20 protein-coding genes are annotated in these 19,804 nt (G+C 63.0%); 7 read left to right on the forward strand and 13 right to left on the reverse strand.

The features are described from left to right. Positions 1-5: 5 nt before the first annotated feature. Positions 6-212 carry a DUF1657 domain-containing protein gene (locus VQ071_RS16440; protein ID WP_340515184.1) on the reverse strand — a complete coding sequence of 69 codons (207 nt, stop codon included), beginning with the start codon at positions 210-212 and terminating at the stop codon, positions 6-8. A gap of 196 nt (positions 213-408) precedes the next feature. Between VQ071_RS16440 and spoVAC the strand changes: the two genes are divergently transcribed. The 3 genes from spoVAC to VQ071_RS16455 are packed head-to-tail and all read left to right on the forward strand — an operon-like array spanning position 409 to position 2,791. Beyond that, positions 409-882 (forward strand): stage V sporulation protein AC, encoded by a 474-nt coding sequence (spoVAC, locus tag VQ071_RS16445; RefSeq protein WP_340515185.1) that lies wholly within the window; start codon positions 409-411, stop codon positions 880-882. Between the two features lie 9 nt (positions 883-891). Next, positions 892-1,923, forward strand: coding sequence for a stage V sporulation protein AD (gene spoVAD / locus VQ071_RS16450; protein WP_340515382.1), 1,032 nt, complete (start codon positions 892-894; stop codon positions 1,921-1,923). Positions 1,924-1,927: 4 nt separating this feature from the next. Continuing rightward, entirely contained in the window at positions 1,928-2,791 is an 864-nt protein-coding gene (locus tag VQ071_RS16455; protein WP_340515186.1) for a DUF421 domain-containing protein, read from the forward strand. Positions 2,792-2,810: 19 nt separating this feature from the next. Here the strand turns inward: VQ071_RS16455 and VQ071_RS16460 are convergent, their stop codons facing one another. The 3 genes from VQ071_RS16460 to VQ071_RS16470 form a co-directional block, all read right to left on the reverse strand. Further along, on the reverse strand, positions 2,811-3,806 hold the full coding sequence (locus VQ071_RS16460) for an ABC transporter ATP-binding protein (protein WP_445293304.1): 996 nt from the start codon (positions 3,804-3,806) through the stop codon (positions 2,811-2,813). Between the two features lie 71 nt (positions 3,807-3,877). Further along, positions 3,878-4,669 (reverse strand): ABC transporter permease, encoded by a 792-nt coding sequence (locus tag VQ071_RS16465; RefSeq protein WP_340515188.1) that lies wholly within the window; start codon positions 4,667-4,669, stop codon positions 3,878-3,880. After that, complete coding sequence (locus tag VQ071_RS16470) at positions 4,666-5,442, reverse strand: ABC transporter permease (RefSeq protein WP_340515189.1); 777 nt, start codon at positions 5,440-5,442, stop codon at positions 4,666-4,668. Before VQ071_RS16470 ends, VQ071_RS16465 begins: the two co-directional genes overlap by 4 nt. A 403-nt stretch (positions 5,443-5,845) precedes the next feature. Here VQ071_RS16470 and VQ071_RS16475 point away from each other — a divergent pair, with 403 nt between their 5' ends. Further along, positions 5,846-6,472: a DUF975 family protein gene (locus VQ071_RS16475; RefSeq protein ID WP_340515190.1), complete on the forward strand. Its 627-nt coding sequence runs from the start codon at positions 5,846-5,848 to the stop codon at positions 6,470-6,472. A gap of 31 nt (positions 6,473-6,503) precedes the next feature. Next, positions 6,504-7,583 (forward strand): DUF4190 domain-containing protein, encoded by a 1,080-nt coding sequence (locus VQ071_RS16480; RefSeq protein ID WP_340515191.1) that lies wholly within the window; start codon positions 6,504-6,506, stop codon positions 7,581-7,583. 179 nt (positions 7,584-7,762) lie between these two features. On the opposite strand, the gene VQ071_RS16485 is transcribed toward VQ071_RS16480, so the two are convergent. The 9 genes from VQ071_RS16485 to VQ071_RS16525 all read right to left on the reverse strand — a co-directional run bounded on the left by VQ071_RS16485 (position 7,763) and on the right by VQ071_RS16525 (position 18,134). Continuing rightward, a complete protein-coding gene (locus VQ071_RS16485; protein WP_340515192.1) occupies positions 7,763-8,026 on the reverse strand; it encodes an HPr family phosphocarrier protein in 264 nt (87 codons plus the stop codon). After that, positions 8,026-9,747 carry a phosphoenolpyruvate--protein phosphotransferase gene (gene ptsP / locus VQ071_RS16490; protein WP_340515193.1) on the reverse strand — a complete coding sequence of 574 codons (1,722 nt, stop codon included), beginning with the start codon at positions 9,745-9,747 and terminating at the stop codon, positions 8,026-8,028. The genes VQ071_RS16485 and ptsP overlap by 1 nt, the downstream gene beginning before the upstream one ends. A 69-nt stretch (positions 9,748-9,816) precedes the next feature. Further along, positions 9,817-10,974: a mannitol-1-phosphate 5-dehydrogenase gene (locus VQ071_RS16495; RefSeq protein WP_340515194.1), complete on the reverse strand. Its 1,158-nt coding sequence runs from the start codon at positions 10,972-10,974 to the stop codon at positions 9,817-9,819. Beyond that, the gene (locus tag VQ071_RS16500) at positions 10,971-11,408 is read right to left on the reverse strand and encodes a PTS sugar transporter subunit IIA (RefSeq protein ID WP_340515195.1); all 438 of its coding nucleotides are present in this window, start codon (positions 11,406-11,408) and stop codon (positions 10,971-10,973) included. The genes VQ071_RS16495 and VQ071_RS16500 overlap by 4 nt, the downstream gene beginning before the upstream one ends. A gap of 5 nt (positions 11,409-11,413) precedes the next feature. After that, entirely contained in the window at positions 11,414-13,549 is a 2,136-nt protein-coding gene (locus VQ071_RS16505) for a BglG family transcription antiterminator (protein ID WP_340515196.1), read from the reverse strand. A gap of 143 nt (positions 13,550-13,692) precedes the next feature. After that, on the reverse strand, positions 13,693-15,189 hold the full coding sequence (locus VQ071_RS16510) for a PTS mannitol transporter subunit IICB (protein ID WP_340515197.1): 1,497 nt from the start codon (positions 15,187-15,189) through the stop codon (positions 13,693-13,695). Between the two features lie 428 nt (positions 15,190-15,617). Further along, positions 15,618-17,042 carry an MFS transporter gene (locus VQ071_RS16515; RefSeq protein WP_340515198.1) on the reverse strand — a complete coding sequence of 475 codons (1,425 nt, stop codon included), beginning with the start codon at positions 17,040-17,042 and terminating at the stop codon, positions 15,618-15,620. Between the two features lie 131 nt (positions 17,043-17,173). Then, positions 17,174-17,572, reverse strand: coding sequence for a hypothetical protein (locus VQ071_RS16520; RefSeq protein ID WP_340515199.1), 399 nt, complete (start codon positions 17,570-17,572; stop codon positions 17,174-17,176). Positions 17,573-17,600: 28 nt separating this feature from the next. Next, the gene (locus tag VQ071_RS16525; RefSeq protein ID WP_340515200.1) at positions 17,601-18,134 is read right to left on the reverse strand and encodes a TetR/AcrR family transcriptional regulator; all 534 of its coding nucleotides are present in this window, start codon (positions 18,132-18,134) and stop codon (positions 17,601-17,603) included. A 241-nt stretch (positions 18,135-18,375) separates the two neighbouring features. Between VQ071_RS16525 and VQ071_RS16530 the strand changes: the two genes are divergently transcribed. Next, positions 18,376-18,717, forward strand: coding sequence for an antibiotic biosynthesis monooxygenase (locus tag VQ071_RS16530; RefSeq protein ID WP_340515201.1), 342 nt, complete (start codon positions 18,376-18,378; stop codon positions 18,715-18,717). Positions 18,718-18,875: 158 nt separating this feature from the next. Further along, on the forward strand, positions 18,876-19,715 hold the full coding sequence (locus tag VQ071_RS16535; protein WP_340515202.1) for a 3'-5' exonuclease: 840 nt from the start codon (positions 18,876-18,878) through the stop codon (positions 19,713-19,715). Positions 19,716-19,804: the final 89 nt, after the last annotated feature.

Consider the following 19,804-nt stretch of genomic DNA (forward strand, 5'->3'; position numbering starts at 1 on the left):
AGCAGTTAGAAGCCTTTGTATTGCGGTTCTTCCTGCTCCAGCTGCTGCACGCGCTGCTCGACCTGGTCTACGATCTGCTGCGTCTGCGAAGCGGCATCGGTGAAGAGCTGCTTGGCCTGCTGGTTTTGCGTGCTGATCGCGAATTGCTCCAGGCTGGCCTGGGCGCTCTTGAGAGAAGCGACGGTTGTTTTAACTTGAGAAGCTACGGTCATCTGGGCTACGCCTCTTTCTGTTCGATAATGTTCCCGCAGCGGGACTCGTGTACTTTGCCCATTTGCACCCCGTTTCACAATTGTAAAAATTTAGTCCCCCTGCTGCCGACAGCCGAACGGGGGTAAAAAGAGCGCGCCGGAGGCAGACTCTATGTATACTGCCCGCAATTTGCGCATGCAAGGAGGACCTCGCACCGTGGCTAACAACAAAATCAAGAAGCTGACGCCCACACAGCAGGAATACCGGCAGCTCGCGCTGAAGCGCCAGCCGGCAAGGCCCGTACTGATGAATTGCCTGCGCGCCTTCCTCGTCGGCGGCCTGATCTGCGTCGTCGGCCAGGGGATACAGGAAGCATTCATGCACTTCGCCGGAATGACGCTCAAGCAGGCGGCCGCCCCTACGGTCGCCGTCCTGATCGCAGCTGCCGTGGCGCTGACCGCGATGGGCGTCTACGACAAGCTCGGACAATGGGCGGGCGCCGGTTCGGCCGTACCCGTGACGGGCTTCGCCAATGCGATGTCGTCCGCCGCCATCGAGCATCGCAGCGAAGGTCTCGTGCTCGGCACGGGCGCCAACATGTTCAAGCTGGCCGGCTCTGTCATCGTGTTCGGCACGGTGGCCGCGTTTATCATCGGGCTCATACGATTCGTATTCGGATATGGAGGGTGACCTATGACGATGCTGAAGGGACATCAGAGCTGGCAGTTCCGGGAGAAACCCGTCATTCTGTCGTCGGCCACCGTCGTCGGACCGTTCGAGGGGCGCGGACCGCTCGCGCATGACTTCGACATCGTGCACGACGACTCGCTGGTCGGACAGGACAGCTGGGAGAAGGCGGAGCGCACCTATCTGGAGGAAGCGTCCAAGATCGCGCTGCAGAAGGCGGGGATGACGCAGGATCAGCTCAGCTTCTACCTCGGCGGCGACCTGATGAACCAGATCACGAGCTCGAGCTACGCCGCGCGGACGCTGGCGATGCCCTACATCGGCCTGTTCGGCGCTTGCTCCACCTCGATGGAGGGGCTCGCGCTCGCCTCCTATCTGATCTCGACCGGGGGCGCCAGGTATGCGATGACCGGCACGTGCAGCCACAACTCGACGGCGGAAAAGCAATTCAGATACCCGACGGAATACGGCTCGCAGAAGCCGCCCTATGCGCAGTACACGGTAACGGGAGCAGGGGCCGCGCTCGTCGCCGGCGAAGGCGACGGGCCGCGCGTCGCGGCCGCCACGATCGGCCGCGTCGTCGACATGGGCATCACGGACCCGTTCAACATGGGCGCGGCGATGGCGCCGGCGGCCGTCGATACGATCATCTCGCACTTCCGCGATCTCGGCGTAGGTCCCGATCATTACGATCTCATCGTGACGGGCGATCTGGCGAAGGTCGGGTTCGAGCTGGCTACGGATCTTTTCGACAAGCATCGCATCCCGATGCACAAGACGCGCTACCGCGACTGCGGCATGATGATCTACGACTATGACAAGCAGATGGTGCAGGCCGGCGGCAGCGGATGCGCATGTTCGGCGGTCGTCACGTACGGCCACCTGCTGAACAAGCTGCGGGCGGGCGAGCTGCGCCGCATTCTCGTCGTCGCGACGGGGGCGCTCATGTCTCCGCTCGCGCTGCAGCAGAGCGAATCCATCCCCGGCATCGCGCATGCCGTCGCGCTCGAGGCGCCGGATCATCTGATGAACAAGGAGGGTTAACGTCATGCCGATGTGGGGACAAATTATTTTCCGCTCGCTGGGCGCCCTGATCGTCCTGTTCATCATGGCCAGGCTGCTGGGCAAAAAGCAGATCTCGCAGCTGACTTTCTTCGAATATATATTGGGCATCACGCTCGGCGAGCTCGCCGGCTTCATCTCCACGGACATCGAATCGCATTATTCGTACGGGCTCATCGCGCTCGCCGTCTGGTTCACCGTACCGTTCACGCTGGAGTATCTGTCCATGAAGAGCATCCGGCTGCGCCACCTGCTCGAGGGCCGGGGACGCGTCGTTGTCAAAGAAGGCAAGGTTATGGAGGATAATCTGAAAAAGGAGCATCTGACGACGGACGAGCTGATGGAGCAGCTGCGAGGCAAAAACGCGTTCAACCTCGCGGATGTCGAGTTCGCCGTCATGGAGACAAGCGGAGAGCTCAGCGTACTGCTCAAAAAAGAAAAGCAGCCGCTCACGCCCAGCGATATAGGGATGCCGAAAGTGCATGAGGTCGAGCCTCAGGTCGTCATTATGGACGGCAAAATGATGAGCGAGCCGCTCGCCACGGCAGGGCTCAGCCCCGGCTGGCTCGCGACCGAGCTGGAGAAAATCGGCGTGACCGTGGACAATGTGTTCCTCGGACAGGTCGACGCCTATCAGCAGCTGTATGTCGATCTGTATGACGACAAGCTGCAGGTGCCCGCTCCGCAAGGCAAGGCGCTGCTGCTGGCCAATCTGAAAAAGCTCGAGGCGGATCTGGAGCTGTACGCCGTATCGACCAAGGATGCCGCGGCCAAGGAGATGTACACGCGCACCTCGGCCGCGCTGGCGCAGGTGATCGGCGATCTCAAGCCGATGCTGCAGGGGCAGTGATGCAGGGCGGCTGTTCACCTCAATATATGCGGCTGACGATGTCCTCGAATTCGGGCTCCTCGACACGAATGTCGACGATGTCGCCCCATTCGGACAGCAGCCGCAGCACCTCCATGACGCCGATGTGCTCGCGATTGCAGCTGACCGCCGCTTCCCGGCCCTGGACATCGGTCACTGCCACCTCGCCGGCAGCGTCGGACAGGCCGCCTCCGATCCGCATGCCGGGCGTCAGCTTCGTCTCCCGGGCATAAGTCACGCGCACGGTCGTCGGCAGGCCGATCCGCGCCCGCAGCCGCTCCAGTCCGCCGTCGTAGAGCAGCTCGCCGCGGCTGATGACCATCACCCGCTCGCAGAGCGTCTCGATATCGTCCATGTCATGCGTCGTGAGCAGCACGGTCTTGCCGAACTCCGCATTGAGCAGCTTCAGATGATCCCTGATCTGCCGCTTCGCCGTCGCATCCATGCCGATCGTCGGCTCGTCGAGCACCAGCAGCGCCGGATCGTGCAGCAGCGCCGCGGCGAGATCGCCCCGCATCCGCTGCCCCAGCGACAGCCTGCGGACCGGCGTATCCCAGAATTCGCGCAGCTGCAGCACTTCCTCCAGCTTCGACAGCTGCCGCCGCTTCTCCGCGGCGCCGAGCCTGAATATCGCAGCCAGTATGTCGAAGCTGTCCTTGAGCGGCAGATCCCAGAACAGCTGGGAGCGCTGGCCGAACACGACGCCGATGTCTCTGGCTACGCGCCGCCTGTCCCGCTGCGGGCTGAGGCCGCCGATTCTGACCTCGCCGGCGCTCGGGTGGAGGATGCCGCACAGCATCTTGATCGTCGTCGACTTGCCTGCGCCGTTCGGGCCGATGAAGCCGACGAACTCGCCTTCTGCCACGCTGAGGTCCAGCGACTTCACCGCCGTCACGAGCTTCCGCTCGCGCGAGAACAGCGTCCGGATCTCCCTCAGCTTCCCTGCCTTGGGCACTGCGGTCGCGAATGTCTTGCTGAGGCCTGTCGCTTCTAACATCGCCATATTCGATTCCTCCGCTCGTAAATAGAATCATTGCCGTTACCCGCCAACTTGTGCCGATCGCTTCCTTATGTGCCCGTGCTCTGATACTTCCGGACGCCGACTTGCCACAGAGCGAGCGCCGCTGCCAGCGCCAATGCCGCCGCCGCGACGGTCGCCGGAATCGTCCATATGCCCCATTCGCCCTTGACGATGAACATCGCCGGCACGTAATTGATGAATCCGAACGGGATGACGGTGAGCAGCAGCGTCCGCAGCCAGTCCGGGAACAGGCTGAGCGGGAGCTGGCATGCGGTCGTCGAAGCGTTGTCGGTGAGCACGGACAGATCCTCGGTCCGCGTCGTCCAGAAGCCGACGGCCGCCGTCGCCAGCCCGACCGCAAACATAATGACGGTACCCGTACAGACGATCAGCAGCGTCGCCGGCACCGCCGTCCATCCGGCCGTGCCGTCCCGCATCAGTCTGCCCAGGCAGACGCCCAGCACGGTCAGGCTCTGCAGCAGCTCGCCGCCGACCATCCGCGTCCGTGACGTCACCACGGACAGCAGCAGCGGCATCGGCCGCAGCAGCAGCTGATCCAGCAGCCCGTTCACCAGATACGGCTCAAAGTTGTTGATGGCCGAACCGAAGCTGCGGTACACATACTTGGCCGTCATCAGCACGCCGTAGAGATAACCGATCTCCCAGACGTTCCAGCCCTTGATCGCGCCGAATGCATGCAGCAGCACCACCAGTCCGAGAAACTCGGCGACGGTCACGAGCGAAGCCAGCAGCGTCGTCAGCAGGAAGCTGAGCCGGTATTGCATCCGGGCGCGGACGTTGACCCTGTACAGCATCCATGAGATGCGAATCCAATTCATCCGCCCTGCACCTCCACCTTGCGGCGCACCGCCGACGTCGCCGCGAGGCAGGCCAGCGACAGCAGCACGCACCACAGCGCCGGCGCGAGCAGCGCTGCCGGCGCCGCATGTCCGAGATAGAGGCGGGTCGGGATATCGTTAAAAACCGGGTACGGAGACAGCCTCGACACCGTCTGCAGCCAGCCCGGCATCCATGCGACGGGCATGAGGAAGCCCGACAGCACGAAGCTAAGCGAATAGTTAAGCAGGCTGAACCAGCGGCTCTCCACCGTCCACAGCGCGGTCACCCCGATGCAATACGAGATGCAGACGGCCGTATAGGCGGCCATGAGCAGCGCCGGCAGCGTCCACAGCCAGATGAGGGGATCGGCAGGCACCGGCAGCCCGAACAGCAGCGTGTAGAGGACGTACAGCGGGACCGCGGTGAACAGCGCGTTGTAGGCGATGGAGCCCGCTTCCTTGCCCGCCGCGAACACGAACAGATGCAGTGGACGCACGAGATCCAGCGCGATCTGTCCCGTACGCACCCGGTCCTCCAATCCGAGGCCGTGCGTCGTCACGGTGAGCCACAGAATGACCTGGTTGAAGGCCATATAGGCGATCATTCCTTCCCTGCCGTAGCCTTGCAGCGCATGCTGCTCGCCGATCCCTTGCCATATCGAGATATAGATCATGCCGAAAATAATGCTGGCAACCGTTCGCGCCGCATGCGAGGCCGTGTACTGAAGCCGGCTCTCGTATCCGCTGCGGGCGAGCACCCATACAGCTGTCATGTGGGACCTCTTTTCCGCGATAGATTCGCTCTCCCGGGAAGAGCATCCCAAATCATAACAAAATCGCCGAAAAAGACTAGACTATTCTTTTCCGGCGTGCTATTCTAATATTATAGATGTCGAGGAAGCACATATCCTTTTCGATCAGCCAACACTGATCCCCCCTACTTAAAATTTACCTAAAAACCGCCTCTGGCGGTTTTTTTATGCTTGCATTAGGTAATAGGTTGGAGCCTGCCTGCGCTGGCATAGTGTCCATGACACGCTGCATAGGATAGGTATAGCATGCGCCTGGCAAGGTTCTGCAAAAATAGTGATTGTCGAATTGTGCCAACGCTTGTAAAATCAGTTTGAATCGGGACTGCTGTCCCGTATCTCTCGACGCAAAGGTGGAGTTGTCAAAATGGCCAACAGTTCGGAACTCAGGGCACGCGCAAGAGAAACACTAAGAGGCAAATGGACGGAGCCGGTACTGCTGATGCTGGTGTACGGCGTTGTGCTGACGGTGCTCGGATTCATCGAGAATATCCCGCTGGTCGGCTGGGTCGCTTCCCTGCTGGTGACGGGACCGCTCATGCTCGGTCTGTACGGCTATTTTCTGGATCTCGTACGTGAGCGGGGGCCGAGCATCGCAGGACTGTTCAGCGGCTTCAGCCGTTTCCCCGAAGCATTCCTGTTGAATCTGCTGGTCGGCATCTTCACCGTCCTCTGGATGCTGCTGCTCGTCATCCCCGGCATCATCGCGGCGATTCGTTATTCGCAGGCCTTCTTCATTCTTCGCGACAATCCGGGCATCGGCGGCCTGGAGGCCATCCGACGCAGCAAAGCGATGATGAACGGCAACAAAGGGCGCTACTTCGTCTTCGTGCTCAGCTACCTCGGATGGATCATTCTGGGCATTATTCCGTTCGGCATCGGCATGCTGTGGGTAGGTCCTTATATGTACACCGGATTCGCACACTTCTACGAGGAACTGAACCGTGCCGCCTATACGGAGCCGCCGATCCAGCCGGGATTGAACTTCCAATAAAACTTCGCTTGTCTGAAAAGGAGTCTTCTCCATGAACAACGACGATTCGAACGCACCCTGGGACGCCTCGCCTGCGCCGGACACTGCCGGCGCAGGCGCAGACAACGCTGCAGCGGCCGGATCGGAGCAGAGCCCCGGCGCCTCGGACGCGCCGGCTGCTGCCGATGCTCGCGACGAGCGGGCGGACGCACCCGCCGCTGCCGAAGGAAGGCATACGGCCGGGCAACATGATGAACCGCGTCCGGGATCGCAGGACGCGGCAGAGCGAGGGGGCGCCCATCGGGAAGCCGCAGCCGAGCAGCACCCGCAGGGCGGCTACGACGCACACGGGCCGCAGCAGGGCGGCTACGGCGTGCATGGGCCGCAGCAGGGCGGCGGGCATGCCGGACAGCCCTATCAGGGCGGCTATGGCGCGCATGGGCCGCAGCAGGGCGGCGGGCATGCCGGACAGCCCTATCAGGGCGGCTACGGCGCGCATGGGCCGCAGCAGGGCGGCGGGCATGCCGGACAGCCCTATCAGGGCGGCTACGGCGCACACGGGCCGCAGCAGGGCGGCGGGCATGCCGGACAGCCCTATCAGGGCGGCTACGGCGCGCACGGGCCGCAGCAGGGCGGCGGGCATGCCGGACAGCCCTATCAGGGCGGCTACGGCGCGCACGGGCCGCAGCAGGGCGGCGGGCATGCCGGACAGCCCTATCAGGGCGGCTACGGCGCACATGGGCCGCAGGGCGGACATGCCGGGCAATCCGCCGGCTGGCAGCAGCCGCAGCAGCACGGATACCCGCCTCCCTATCCTTATGCCCCCGCCCCCCGCACGAACAGCAAATCGATCGCTGCCATGATACTCGGCATCGGCGCCATCGTCATCCCGTTCATCGGCTTCTTCCTCGGGATCGTCTCGATCATCGTGGCGTCGCTCTCCCTCAAGGAGATTCGCGCGCGCGGCGAGCAGGGCAACGGCATGGCCGTAGCGGGCCTGATCTGCGGGATTATCGGCGCGGTATTGTACTTGGCGTTGATCGTGCTCATGATTATCGGCATCGTCGCCTCTACCGACGACAACAACTATTATTACAACAACGACTTTTCCAACACGATTTTAGAAGCGTAGATGGCAATCGGCCACCTGGCATAGCTCCCCCCTCAAGCTGACTCCGGCATCGCGCCGGGGCCGGCTTGTTTGTTTTTATTGGCCCCACAACGACAACACCCCTTGGAACGGGGCAGCGAGCGTCGGGCTCTCCATGCCTGTTCCAAGGGGTGCGCTCGTGAAGCGGGGCTAGCCCTGGCTTATTCTTCGTATATTTTGGACAGCAGCCCGCCAAGCTCGCGCAGCGCTTCTTCTTCGCGCTCGCCGTCGACCTCCAGCGCAACCTCGTCGCCCTTGGCCAAGCCGAGCGAGAGCAGGCCGAGCGAGCTCTTGCCGTTCACCTTCTTGGACCCTTTGATCAGGCTGACCTTGCAGTTGTATTGCGTCGCCGCATGGACGAAGATTTTGGTCGGGCGGGCATGGAACCCGGACGGATGGATGACGGTAAAGGTTTCGGACAGCATTAGACAAGACTCCTTTGTTCTACGAATTGTTTGACTTCCTCTTGCGTGCCGAGCTGGAGCGCCTCTTCGGCGAGACCGGCCCACTCTTGTCTGGACAGACGACCGATCAGCTCGCGGGCGGGCAGCACGGATGACGCGCTCATGCTGAATTCGCCGAGACCGAGGCCGAGCAGCAGCGGGATCGCCGTCAGATCGCCCGCCATCTCGCCGCACATGCCGGTCCACTTGCCTTCGCGCTCCGCCGCACGGATGACCATGCGCACCAGACGCAGGACGGAAGGGTGATACGGCTGGTACAAATACGAGACCGCGTCGTTCATCCGGTCCGCCGCCATCGTATATTGGATCAGATCGTTCGTGCCGATGCTGAAAAAGTCGACTTCCTTGGCCAAGTAATCCGCATTGAGCGCAGCAGCCGGAATCTCGATCATGATGCCGACCTCGATATCGTCGGCTACGGGCACGCCTTCGCGCGCGAGCTTGGCGCGTTCTTCGGCCAGCAGCGCCTTCGCCTGCCGCAGCTCGCTTGCCACTGCGATCATCGGGAACATAATGTTGAGCTTGCCCGCCGTACTGGCGCGGAGCAGCGCGCGCAGCTGCGTGCGGAACACGTCCTCGCGGCTCAGACAGAACCGCACCGCCCGCAGGCCGAGGAACGGATTGCTCTCCTTCGGCAGCGCCAGATAAGGCAGCTCCTTGTCGCCGCCGATGTCGAGCGTGCGGATGACGACGCGTTTGCCGTTCATTTTGGCCAGCACATGGCGGTAGGTCTCGTACTGCTCCTCTTCCGTCGGCAGCGAGCTGCGCCCCATGTAGAGGAACTCGGTGCGGAACAGCCCGACGCCGTCGGCGCCGTTCTCCAGCGCCTTCGCGACATCCTCGACGCCGCCGATGTTGGCCGCGAGCTCGACATGAACGCCGTCCGCAGACACGGAGGGCTCGGAAGCGAGCCGCTTCAGCTCCGCCGTCCGGGCATCGTAGGCTTCCTTCTTCGCGCGGAAGGCGGCGAGCTCCTCTGCGCTCGGATCGACGACGATGCGGCCTTCGTTCGCATCGAGGACGATCGTCGCCCCGTGCGGGACGCCGGCTGCGGCTTTGCCCGCTCCGACGATGGCGGGCAGCTCCAGCGAGCGCGCCATGATGGCGGAGTGCGAGGTGCGGCTGCCGATCTCGGTGACGAAGCCGCGCACATAATCCAGGTCCAGCTGGGCCGTGTCGGACGGCGTCAGATCCTGGGCCACGATGACCGTCTCCTCCGTGATGCCGGACAGCGTCGCGTACGCGCGCCCCTGGAGATGGCTCATCACGCGGCCGGACACGTCCAGCACGTCCGCCGCCCGCTCGCGCAGCATCTCGCTGTCCATCCCGCGCAGCATCTCGACGATCATCGCCGTTACTTCATGCAGCGCATACTCCGCGTTCACCGATTCATTTGCAATCTGCTCCAGGACGGCGTCGACGAGATCGGGATCGTCGAGCAGCATCAGATGGGCTTCGAAAATCTCCGCCTTCGCAGCGCCCAGCCTGCGCTCGGTCGCCTCGCGGATCGCGTCGATCTCCGTCTTCGACCGGGCGACGGCGGCGCGGAAGCGCTCCGCCTCCGCGGACGCGTCTGCGACCTCGGCGCGCTCCGGCGCCTCCGCGACGGCGTGCGCATACCGGAACGCCTTGGCGATGGCGATGCCGGGAGAAGCGGCAATGCCGGTTAACTGTTGTGACATGATGCATCTCTCCTTTTATTTAAAAGCCGCGCGGACGCGAGCTTCGTGCAGTGGCCGCGAACCGGGCCGTCATCCCGGCAGCCGTGCCGCCAGCGTCTCGTACTGCATCATCGCCAGCCGGTGCAGCGGATGGTCCGGCTGCAGCGACGAATATGCCGTCAGCGTCTCGGCTGCGCCCTTCTCCCTCAGCGAACGCTGCAATTCGACGGACTCCGGATCGTCCGGTTCGTCGAAGCACAGCGCGGCGGCCATGACTTTGGCGAGCGCTCCAGGCTCCAGGCCTTGCGCCAGCGCCTGGAGCGCCGGACTGACCAGGCGGTCGTTGGGCGACAGCTTGCGGATCGGCGACCGGCCGACGCGGGCGATCTCGTCGGTCAGATGAGGATTGCGGAATCGCCCGAGGGTCGTCTCGATATAGTCTTGATGCGCTGCCGGGTCGAAGCCGTGCTTGCGGACGACGACGGCGCCGGTCTCTTCCAGCACCGTGCGAACCTCGCCCACCAGCGCCTCGTCCGCCATCGCCTGCTGGATCGTGTCGTAGCCCAGCAGGTTGCCGAGATACGCCGCCGAGGCGTGGCCCGTGTTGACGGTGAACAGCTTGCGCTCAATATACGGCGTCAGATCGTCCACATAGTGCACGCCCTCGACACGCTTGAAGCCGGGGAACATGGCGGACGCATCGACCGCCCACTCGTAGAACGGCTCCACCGTCACCGCCAGCGGATCTTCATGATGCTGGATCGGCACGATCCGGTCCACCGCCGCGTTCGGGAAGGCGCAGACTTCGTCTGCCCCGCGCTGCGCCGCTTCGTCCAGATGCGCATATACATGCGTCTTGAGCTGGGCGCTGCCGCCGAGCGCATTCTCGCAGGCGATCAGGTGCAGCGGGCCCGCCCCTGCGGCGAGGCGCCGCTCGATGCCGCGGGCGATGCCGGCGGCGATATGCTTCAGGATGTTCACGCCGACGGCGGTTGTGACGAGATCGGCCTCTGCGACGGCGGCGGCGACCGCTTCGAGGTCGGTGCCGTCGATCGCCGTCACGCCTGTCACGGCAAGCCGCTCCTGCTTGTCGTCGGCCAGCGTCACCGTATATTCGCCGCGCTGGCGCAGCGCCTCGACCAGCGTCTTGTTGACGTCGGAGAAGACGACGTCATAGCCGGAGCGGGACAGGAGCAGGCCGATGAACCCCCGGCCGATGTTGCCGGCGCCGAAGTGGAGAGCCTTCATGCCTCCGCACCGCTCTCGAAAATCTCGATCATCTCGGCGGGCGTCTTGGCGACGAGGATGCGGTCCATGTTCTCGTCATCCGAGCAGATCATCGCCACGTTCGTCAAAATGTCCAGGTGGTCGTCGCCCACGGCGGCGATGCCGATGACCAGGTGCGCCTTCTCCCCGTCGCCGAAGTCGACGCCGGCCGGCAGCTGCACGATCGACAGTCCCGTCGATTTGATCGTGCCCTTGGATTCGCTCGTCCCGTGCGGGATGGCGAGACCGCCGCCCATGTAGGTGGACAGCGAGTTTTCCCGCTCGATCATGCTGTCGACGTATGCAGGCTCGACATGCCCTGCCTCGACCAGCAGTTGTCCAGCCAGCCGGATCGCCTCGTATTTGTCGGCGACGGATGCGTTCAATTTCACTTTATTTTCGGATAGGATGCTCATGTTGGTCACTCGCTTTCGGTTTTGGTTAGAAAAAAGCTGCGGAGATGCGCGGTCAGCCGCTCCCGGATGGCCGCCTCGTCGCCCGCCTCGAGCAGTGCGATCGTCTCCTCGTCAAGCAGCATCGCGCTGATCTCGCTGAGCACCTCAAGACGCTCCCGCGCGAGCGCCCGCGGGGCCAGCATGAGCAGGAAGCGGTCCAGCGAGACGGGCGGCCCGTCGTCCTGCGGCAGATCAATCGGACGTCTCAGTCTGTAAAGCTTAAGCGTGGAGCCCGTAATCTCCGGCGCCCGCGTATGGAAGAGCGCGAGGCCCGTGCCGGGAATCATCTGACTGCCCTGCTCTTCCCGCCCGAGCAGCCTGTCGCGCACGGCTTCCGGATCGGCCAGCAGGCCCTGCGCCGCTTCCCGGCGGCATACGTCGTCCAGCGCCGAGAACAGATCGTCCGCGTCCTCGCCCAGCTCAATCGCGCGGAATCCGTCGACGAGCGACACGATCTCGTCAAGCGTCGTCTTCAGGCCCTGCAGCCTGGCGAAGCCGTCCGCCGTCCCGGCGGGCGAGCCCGCCTCGCGCTTGCCGGAGTCGGCGCGCCCCCGATCCCACGGCGCTGCGCGGACGAATGTCCGCAGCCTGTCGGCCTCGCCTTGGGTGAGCAGCGGACTGACCTTGATATATTGCCTCGAATCAAGCGGCAGATCGATCGTAGAAATAATAAGATCGTACATATCCTTATCCAGACGGGCCGCCTCGTACCAGGACACCCGATCCGCAATCTGAATCTGCGGCAGCTCCTTGCGGATGCGCATCTGCAGCAGCTTGGAGCTGCCGATGCCGCTCGTACACACGAGGATGGCGCGCACGTCCCGCTGGAGCTGCCTGAGCCGCTCCTGGGCGGCGCCGAAGTGCATGACCAGGAAGCCGACCTCTTCATCCGGCACCGCCAGATGAGGCAATGCCACATTCGCCGCTTCTCTCGTCGCGGCGAACAGCGCGCCGTAATCCCGGCGGATCTGCTCGAGCAGCGGATTGCGGATGCGCTGCCCTTCGTTCAGCCGCTGGATCGCCTGCTTCAGATGCTCGAAGAGTCCCTCTCTCAGCGAGCGGTCCTCGTCATAATCGGCGCCCGTCGACGCCTGCATGAAGCGGATCAGCTTGCGTACCGCATCCGCCAGCGCCAGGTCGTCGCCGGGCAGCAGCGCGAGGTCTTTGCCGCGCGCATCCTGGAGCAGCTCGGCGGCGTAGGCGATCTCGGCCGGGCCGAGCGTCACGCCCGGCCGCTCCGCGAGCTGCGCCGCCAGCTTCGCGGCCTCGTCCGCGGACGGCTCCTCGGCCGCCAGTCTCTGCCCGGTTCCGGCATTCGCCTCCGGCGCGCGCGCTTCCCGCGGCGGCGGATGGAACGGCACAGGCGCGTCCGCCATCGTACGTCCGTGCCTGATCCGGTGCAGCGCGATCGACAGGCGGATCAGCAGATCCGTGTAGATCTGCTCATTCAGGCTGCCGGTCCATCTGCTCTCCAGCCGCCACAGCGCGCTCTCGACGTCCGGCATGTCCTCGCGTCCAGCCAGCTCGAACAGCATGCGGTCGAGCGGATGGGCCGGCGCCTCGCCCCGGCTCGCGATCAGCTCGGCATCGTCGAGCCGCAGCTTGATCAGCTGCCGGATCGTCTCGCGCAGCTCCGCCTCCCCGCCGGCCAGCTCCACGCCGTAGCCGCGGCGGCGAATGAGCGTGACGCCGAAGCGCTCCACCCACCCGGCCAGCTCCTCAAGATCGCTGCCGATCGTCTGCACCGTCACCTTCAGCTCGTGCGCCAGCGCGAATTGCTTGACGGGCTCGCGCTCGCGGAGCAGCAGGCAGAGCAGGTAGATCTGGCGCTCGTCGGGGGAGAACTCGGCCTCCTCCGACGAGCCGACGACCTGGCCCAGACGCGCCAGCGCGGCCTCGTCTCCCTGCAGCGCGATGCCCGAGCCGGACTTCTTCACCAGCGACACCGCTTGCCCGGCCAGCAGGTCTTCGACCGCTCCCAGCTCGCGATGCACGGTGCGCGAGCTGACCTGAAGCCCGGCGGCGAGCTCAGCCGCCGTCATCTCCCGCCCGCTTCGCAGCAGCAGCTCCAGAATGCGGCGGGTTCGGTTGGATACGCTCATGGACGGATCATTCCTGTCTATCCAAAATGGGCTGAACGCCGGCGATTGGATCGCCAGCGTCAGCCATATCGATATGTCAGGTCGGACGCAGCCGCTCAGCCCGGCCGTCGGTTCCCGTTTATTTTGCCGGCACGCGGCCCGAATCAGGTCAGCCTGTTCACCAGCACGTCGTATTCCGGACTCTTAAGGAAGTTGTCGATGGAAATATGCTCGGCATCCGGCGCTTTGGACCGGGCGCGATCCGTGAGCGACTTGTGCGTAATAACGATGTCCGCGTCGCTCGGGATGTCGCTGATCGCCGTGTTGATGACCGTAACGTCCGATCCGGCTGCCTTCATTTTTTTGCGCAGGATCGATGCGCCCATGGCGCTCGAGCCCATCCCGGCGTCGCACGAGAAGACGATCTTGCGTACGTCCTCCTTACTTTTAACCGCCGCTGCCGCCGTCTGAAGCCCGGCATCGACGACCGCTGCATTCGACATCGCACGGGCAGATGCGGAGCCCACGGCCGAAGCCGCTACTGCCGCTGCCGGCGTGCCTGCCGCCTTCATCGCCTTCATGCGGCTTTGCGCTTCCTCGATGTCCTCGTCCTCCGCATTTTTCTTCGTCGTCTTCAGCAGCAGCGCCGATACCGCGAACGATACGACAGCCGCCGTGAGCACGCCGCTCAGCACCTGCAGCAGGCCGCCCTTCGGCGCCATCGCGATATAGGCGAAGATGCTGCCCGGCGACGGCGGAGCGACGAGGCCCGCGCCGAAGATGGAGAAGGTGAACGTGCCGGTCACGCCGCCGGCGATGACGGCGAGGATCAGGCGCGGGTTCATGAGAATGTACGGGAAGTAAATCTCATGGATGCCGCCGAAGAAGTGAATGATCGCGGCGCCCGAAGCGGACTGGCGGGCGGTGCCGCGGCCGACGAACATGTAGGCGAGCAGGACGCCGATGCCGGGACCCGGATTCGATTCGAGCATGAACAGAATCGACTTGCCCGTACGCGACGCTTCGTCGAGTGCGATCGGGCTCAGCACGCCGTGATTGATCGCGTTGTTCAGGAACAATATCTTGGCCGGCTCGATGAGGATATTGGCCAGCGGGATCAGGTTGTGATTGACCAGGAACTCAACGCCGCTCGACAGCCAAGTCGTCAGTTGCTCGATGATCGGCCCGACGCCCGAGTAGGACAGCAGCGCGAGTCCCGCGCCGATGATGCCGAGCGAGAAGTTGTTGACCAGCATCTCGAAGCCGGCTTTGATCTTGCCCTCGATCGACTTGTCGAACTGCTTGAGCACCCAGGCTGCGAGCGGTCCGCAGATCATCGCGCCGAGGAACATCGGAATGTCCGTGCCGATAATGATGCCCATCGTCATCAGGGCGCCAATGACGCCGCCGCGCTGCTTGTGCACCATCGTACCGCCGGTATAGCCGATCAACAGCGGCAGCAGATACGTGATGGTCGGGCCGACGAGCTTTGCGAGATATTCGTTGGGCAGCCACCCGGTCGGGATGAACAGCGCCGTGATGATGCCCCACGCGATAAATGCGCCGATATTCGGCATGACCATGCCGCTCAGGAATCGTCCGAACTTCTGGACGCCCACTCTTATGCCACCGCTTGAAGCAGAACGCTGTGCTTGCTCCATTTCGGTTCCTCCTTTAAAATGAACCGCTTTCTTTTTGCGGGAATCCGCAAGCGGTCGATATGTAATTATCGTACCTGTGCCCCATTCCGGCGGCAACAGAAGGAAATCGCGAATTTGTCAATCATACTGTTGACAGCATTTGATGATTTTATGATTCGACGCCCCGGGGACCGGCAGCGATATGCAGATTCGGAGAGGAATAGCGGGTGAAGCCCATCCTGCAAAAAGTGCGGGGCGGCGCGTCCCATCGGCGACATTTAGCCCCACCGGCGGCATCCAACATGCATTTTTGCGCGGTGCTCTCGAGCGTACACCATGCAAAGTGACACAGCCGAGAGCCGGGCAGGCAAAGCAAAACCGCCAGGAGCATTCGCCCTGACGGTTTACATAAGATCGCTACAAAACAGGCTGCCGACAGGTTGACGGCGTTATTCGGCGACTGCGCCGGCCGCGATGCCTCCGCGGGGCTCGCGAACCGTTCCGCGCGATCGCCGGTAGAAGAACAGCGTCGCGAGAAACGCGATCCCGAGCATCGCGGCATAGACGTACAGCACGGGGATGAGATGCGCGCCGAACTGGTCCGGCGTGGCGATCTGCCCGCCGTGGCGGAAGACGAGGCTGCCGATGGCGATGCCGAACACGCCGCCCAGCTCGCGCGTGGCGTTGGAGACGCCGCTCGCCTCGCCTGCAGCGGCTTCGGGCACGGAGGAGAGCACGCCCTCCGACAGCGGCGTGAGGCTGAGGCCCATGCCGAGGCCGGCCAGCACCATGCCTGGCGCCAAGTATGCGAAGGAGAACACCGCTCCGTGGATCGCGATGAGGATCGCGAACAGACAGAGCGCGGCCGTCTGCAGCAGCAGGCCCGTCAGCAGTACGCGCCGGACGCCGAGTCTGCCGATGACGATGCCCGCGAGCGGTGCCGCGACCATCGTGGCGCCTGTCCATGCCATCTCGCGGACGCCCGCGCCGAGCGCCGAGTAGCCCTGCGCCTGCTGCAGGAACAGCGTGAGCAGGAAGATCGCGCCGAAGATGCCCGCATTCAGCCAGAAGCCCGTGACGATCAGCGAGGAATATTTCCGGTTCCTGAACAAGGACAGCGACAGCAGCGGCGACGGGTGGCGCCATTCCCGGCGAATGAATACGGGCAGCAGCAGCAGTCCGCCAGCCAGCGAACCCCACACCTCGAATGCGTCCCATCCCGCTTCGTTGCCGCGCACGAGACCGAACACGATGCCGAGCATCGAAGCGGCGATCAGCAGCAGCCCGATCAGATCAAGTCGCTTTTCCGCCCCCTTCGATTCGCGCAGCCAGCGCCATCCGAATACGACGGTGAGCGCGCCTACCGGCACGTTGATCCAGAATATCGTCTGCCAGGGCGACCCGTTCACGATCAATCCGCCGACGAGCGGCCCCGTCGCCAGGCCCAGGCCCGATACGCCCGATACGATCCCGATCGCCGCAGCTCTGAGCCGGGGCGGGAACGCGGCGCTGACGAGCGTGAGACTGATCGGCGCGATGGCCGCTCCTCCGACACCCTGCAGCGCCCTTGCCAGCGTGAGTCCGACGGCATGCGTGCTCAGCGCCGAAGCCAGCGAACCGAGCGTGAATACGGCGATGCCGAGCAGGAACACCCGCTTGCGACCGTAGCGCTCGCCCAGCATCCCCATCGGGATGAGCAGCACTGCAAACGTCAGCGTGTAGCCGTTGGTGAACCACTCGAGATCCGCCAGGCCGGCGTCGAAAGATCGCTGGATCGACGGAAGCGCGACACCGAGCACCAGCGTATCCAGCATGACCATGAACAGCGCCAGACAGATGACGGCCAGCATCCGGTTTCTTTGAAGCGTAGACATGTGCAATCACTCCTTATTTATCGATAAATAAATTGATGCCCTTAAAAAATCCGCCCGGCATCATCGCAGGCGGGAAAGGCAAAGGCGGCTGTCCGGTACTGCAAGGGGGCCGGACGACGCCCCCAATGTTGTCAGGTTAAGAACCCTGCCGCTCCCCGGCGCATGGTCTTCATGAATAAATTGTGCTTGGTCTGTTTGTTGCGTTTGAACGAGCGATCCTGGACGACAGGGATGCGGCTACGTTGAAGTTCTTCCCCAAACCGTTCATGCAATACATCCTTAAAAGGGGAGATAACTGCCAAACCGCAGTTATTTTCTCCTGCGCCAGGACATCTGGCGGCGATAACTGCATTTATACAGTTATTTTCGAGTCTGAGCCGGATGACGGTCGATTTTCGCGAGATTAACTGTATATTCGCAGCTATCGCTCCGATAAATGCCGCCACCACGGAGATTAACTGTATATTTGCAATTAACCTGACAACATTGACGACGCCCCCCTCCCCGGCGTACCGCGCGATCGGCGGCAAGCGGCGCATGCGCCTGCCAGACCACGCTTTAATCCGCCTCCGGCTCGCACCACGGGATCAGCTCCGGCAACTCCAGCACCTGGGACAAGGCGATGAGCAGACCCGTGCCGACGAACATGCTAGTCTGGGCGGACGCATCGGGAATGCCGGCATTCGCGAATCGCTCCCTGATCCTGCGATAGATGATGCTGAACTTCTCCTTCGACGCCTGCCGAATGGCTGGCTCAGGTATCGCGTGCGACTGCATGATGAGCAGAATCTCGTTGCGGTGCGTGCCCAGCAGCTCGTCGAAGGCATACCCCATGCGATCCGCCAGCTCGTCGGGCGGACTCTCTACGCCGGAGAAGGCATAGACGAGACGATCGAAGCCTCTGTCCAGCACGGCGAGGAACAGCTCCTCCTTCGTCTTGAAGAAGTGGAACACATATGGCTGCGTCACGCCTACAGCCTTGGCTACGAGCGCCGTCGTCGTCTTGTAATATCCCAGCTCCGCGAACAGCTGCGCTGCGGCGTCGAGAATCTGTTCCTTACGGTTCGGCGCTTGATCGTCCTTCGGTGACATAAGCTGCAGCTCCATATTTTTATTTATTGATTAATAAATAACATGAGAATAAGCCTGCCGTCAACCTTTCTGTCGCAACAGCTCATGACTCCCGACTTCAAGTGATCGGCCATCCTCGCCATTGTCGTAAATCCGCGAACTTCCATAACCGCCGCTTCCCTTTTGACAATGAGAATCAATATCGTTTAGACTGTAAAAAGCAGGTTGTTCCGTACTTATTATCGCTTAGGGGGCTACTCGCATGCTCATCCAAACCCGCACGATCGTCGTGCAAAAAGGAAACGCGGACAAGGTCGTCGAACGGTTCAGCAAGGAAGGTGTGCTGGACGAGCGCGAAGGTCTGATCGATATCAGCGTCATGGTGAACAAGTCAAGGAAGCTTGAGCATGACGAAGTCGTGGTCCTCATCCGCTGGGAGTCGGAGGATGCCTGGAAAGCCTGGGAGAAAAGCCCCGAGCATATTCAGGGACACCGCAACAGCCGCGGACAGCAGCCGCCCGAATACGTCGTCAGCACGACGGTCAACATGTACGAGGTCCCGAAGGTGCGGCCCGGCAAAGCCGGCGCCCGGCCGTCGGCGTAATGCCCGCTGGAGCCAAAGCTTGAGCCGAAGCGCGTCCTGTCATCATCGGGGCGCGCTTTTTGCGATGGGACAGCTTGAGCGCATGCGGAAGGCCGGAGGGGAATTGGCCCGCGATTTTTGATAATATAAGGTTATCTGCATAATCGGGGGTCGCTATCGTGGACTACATCATATTGGATATCGAATTCAACGGGCGCAAATTCGCCAGCGAGCTGCCGATGGAGGTCATCGAGATCGGCGCCGTGCGGCTGAACGGCGACTTGACCGCCGTGGACGAATTTTCGGCGCTGATCAAGCCCGTCTACTTTTCCAAGCTCAACAGCTTCATCAAGAAAAAAACCGGCATTCCGCAAGAGGACATCGACCGCGCGGACGGCTTCGTGCCGGTCATCCGCTCGTTTCTCGCGTGGCTCGGGCGCAGCGAGGAGTGCCGATTCGTCACTTGGGGCGGCGAGGACTTCAAGCGAATCGTGCTGGACACGCGCATGCACAAGCTCGACGACGCATACTGGATGTCGGCCGTCTACTACGACCTGCTCAAGGTATACCTGCGCAGCCGGGGCCTGACCAACGACGTCAGCGTCGAGGCGGCGCTGGCGGATCTCGGCATCCCGTCCGAGGGCTCGGCCCACCGGGCGCTGGACGACGCGCGGATGACGGCGGAGATCTTCCGCAAGACATTCGTCGCGCTGAACGCCGAGACGGATGCCAAGCAGTACAAGGATACGTTCAGCAACGCCAAGGAGCGGCGCACGGTCAAGAACGCGATTCGGCTGGCCCAGTCGCAGAAGCTGACGCCGACCTGGGAGCTGATCGCGGCGCAGCTGATCGCGGGCAAGCTCGATCTCTCGGACCCGCGCAAGGCCGCCGAGCTGAAGGCCTACTTCGAGGTGGAGGCGGCCAAGGCGCCGAAGCCGAGGAAAAACGTCTCCCCCGCGCAGGCAGGCGCAGGAGAGAGCAGCAGCCCTTCGCCACAGCAGGAAGAGCGTGGGCAGTGAGTCTCCCTATCGCCTGAAGCTGCCGCCAAGTCCCGCTGCCGATCGCCTTGCACCACGCTAGAATATAATTAAACGGAATGTAGGACTGC

It is taken from the genome of Cohnella sp. 56, assembly GCF_037963805.1.
Lineage (GTDB): Bacteria > Bacillota > Bacilli > Paenibacillales > Paenibacillaceae > Cohnella.

Excerpts from the sequence above, each read along its gene's own strand:
- VQ071_RS16455 (WP_340515186.1), top strand. The coding sequence starts at position 1,928 with ATGCCGATGTGGGGACAAATTATTTTCCGCTCGCTGGGCGCCCTGATC.
- VQ071_RS16480 (WP_340515191.1), top strand. The coding sequence starts at position 6,504 with ATGAACAACGACGATTCGAACGCACCCTGGGACGCCTCGCCTGCGCCG.
- ptsP (WP_340515193.1), bottom strand. The coding sequence starts at position 9,747 with ATGTCACAACAGTTAACCGGCATTGCCGCTTCTCCCGGCATCGCCATC.
- VQ071_RS16505 (WP_340515196.1), bottom strand. The coding sequence starts at position 13,549 with ATGAGCGTATCCAACCGAACCCGCCGCATTCTGGAGCTGCTGCTGCGA.
- VQ071_RS16475 (WP_340515190.1), top strand. The coding sequence starts at position 5,846 with ATGGCCAACAGTTCGGAACTCAGGGCACGCGCAAGAGAAACACTAAGA.
- VQ071_RS16495 (WP_340515194.1), bottom strand. The coding sequence starts at position 10,974 with ATGAAGGCTCTCCACTTCGGCGCCGGCAACATCGGCCGGGGGTTCATC.
- VQ071_RS16485 (WP_340515192.1), bottom strand. The coding sequence starts at position 8,026 with ATGCTGTCCGAAACCTTTACCGTCATCCATCCGTCCGGGTTCCATGCC.
- VQ071_RS16465 (WP_340515188.1), bottom strand. The coding sequence starts at position 4,669 with ATGAATTGGATTCGCATCTCATGGATGCTGTACAGGGTCAACGTCCGC.
- VQ071_RS16515 (WP_340515198.1), bottom strand. The coding sequence starts at position 17,042 with ATGTCTACGCTTCAAAGAAACCGGATGCTGGCCGTCATCTGTCTGGCG.
- VQ071_RS16470 (WP_340515189.1), bottom strand. The coding sequence starts at position 5,442 with ATGACAGCTGTATGGGTGCTCGCCCGCAGCGGATACGAGAGCCGGCTT.
- VQ071_RS16440 (WP_340515184.1), bottom strand. The coding sequence starts at position 212 with ATGACCGTAGCTTCTCAAGTTAAAACAACCGTCGCTTCTCTCAAGAGC.
- VQ071_RS16510 (WP_340515197.1), bottom strand. The coding sequence starts at position 15,189 with ATGGAGCAAGCACAGCGTTCTGCTTCAAGCGGTGGCATAAGAGTGGGC.
- VQ071_RS16500 (WP_340515195.1), bottom strand. The coding sequence starts at position 11,408 with ATGAGCATCCTATCCGAAAATAAAGTGAAATTGAACGCATCCGTCGCC.
- VQ071_RS16525 (WP_340515200.1), bottom strand. The coding sequence starts at position 18,134 with ATGTCACCGAAGGACGATCAAGCGCCGAACCGTAAGGAACAGATTCTC.
- spoVAD (WP_340515382.1), top strand. The coding sequence starts at position 892 with ATGCTGAAGGGACATCAGAGCTGGCAGTTCCGGGAGAAACCCGTCATT.
- VQ071_RS16530 (WP_340515201.1), top strand. The coding sequence starts at position 18,376 with ATGCTCATCCAAACCCGCACGATCGTCGTGCAAAAAGGAAACGCGGAC.
- VQ071_RS16460 (WP_445293304.1), bottom strand. The coding sequence starts at position 3,806 with ATGTTAGAAGCGACAGGCCTCAGCAAGACATTCGCGACCGCAGTGCCC.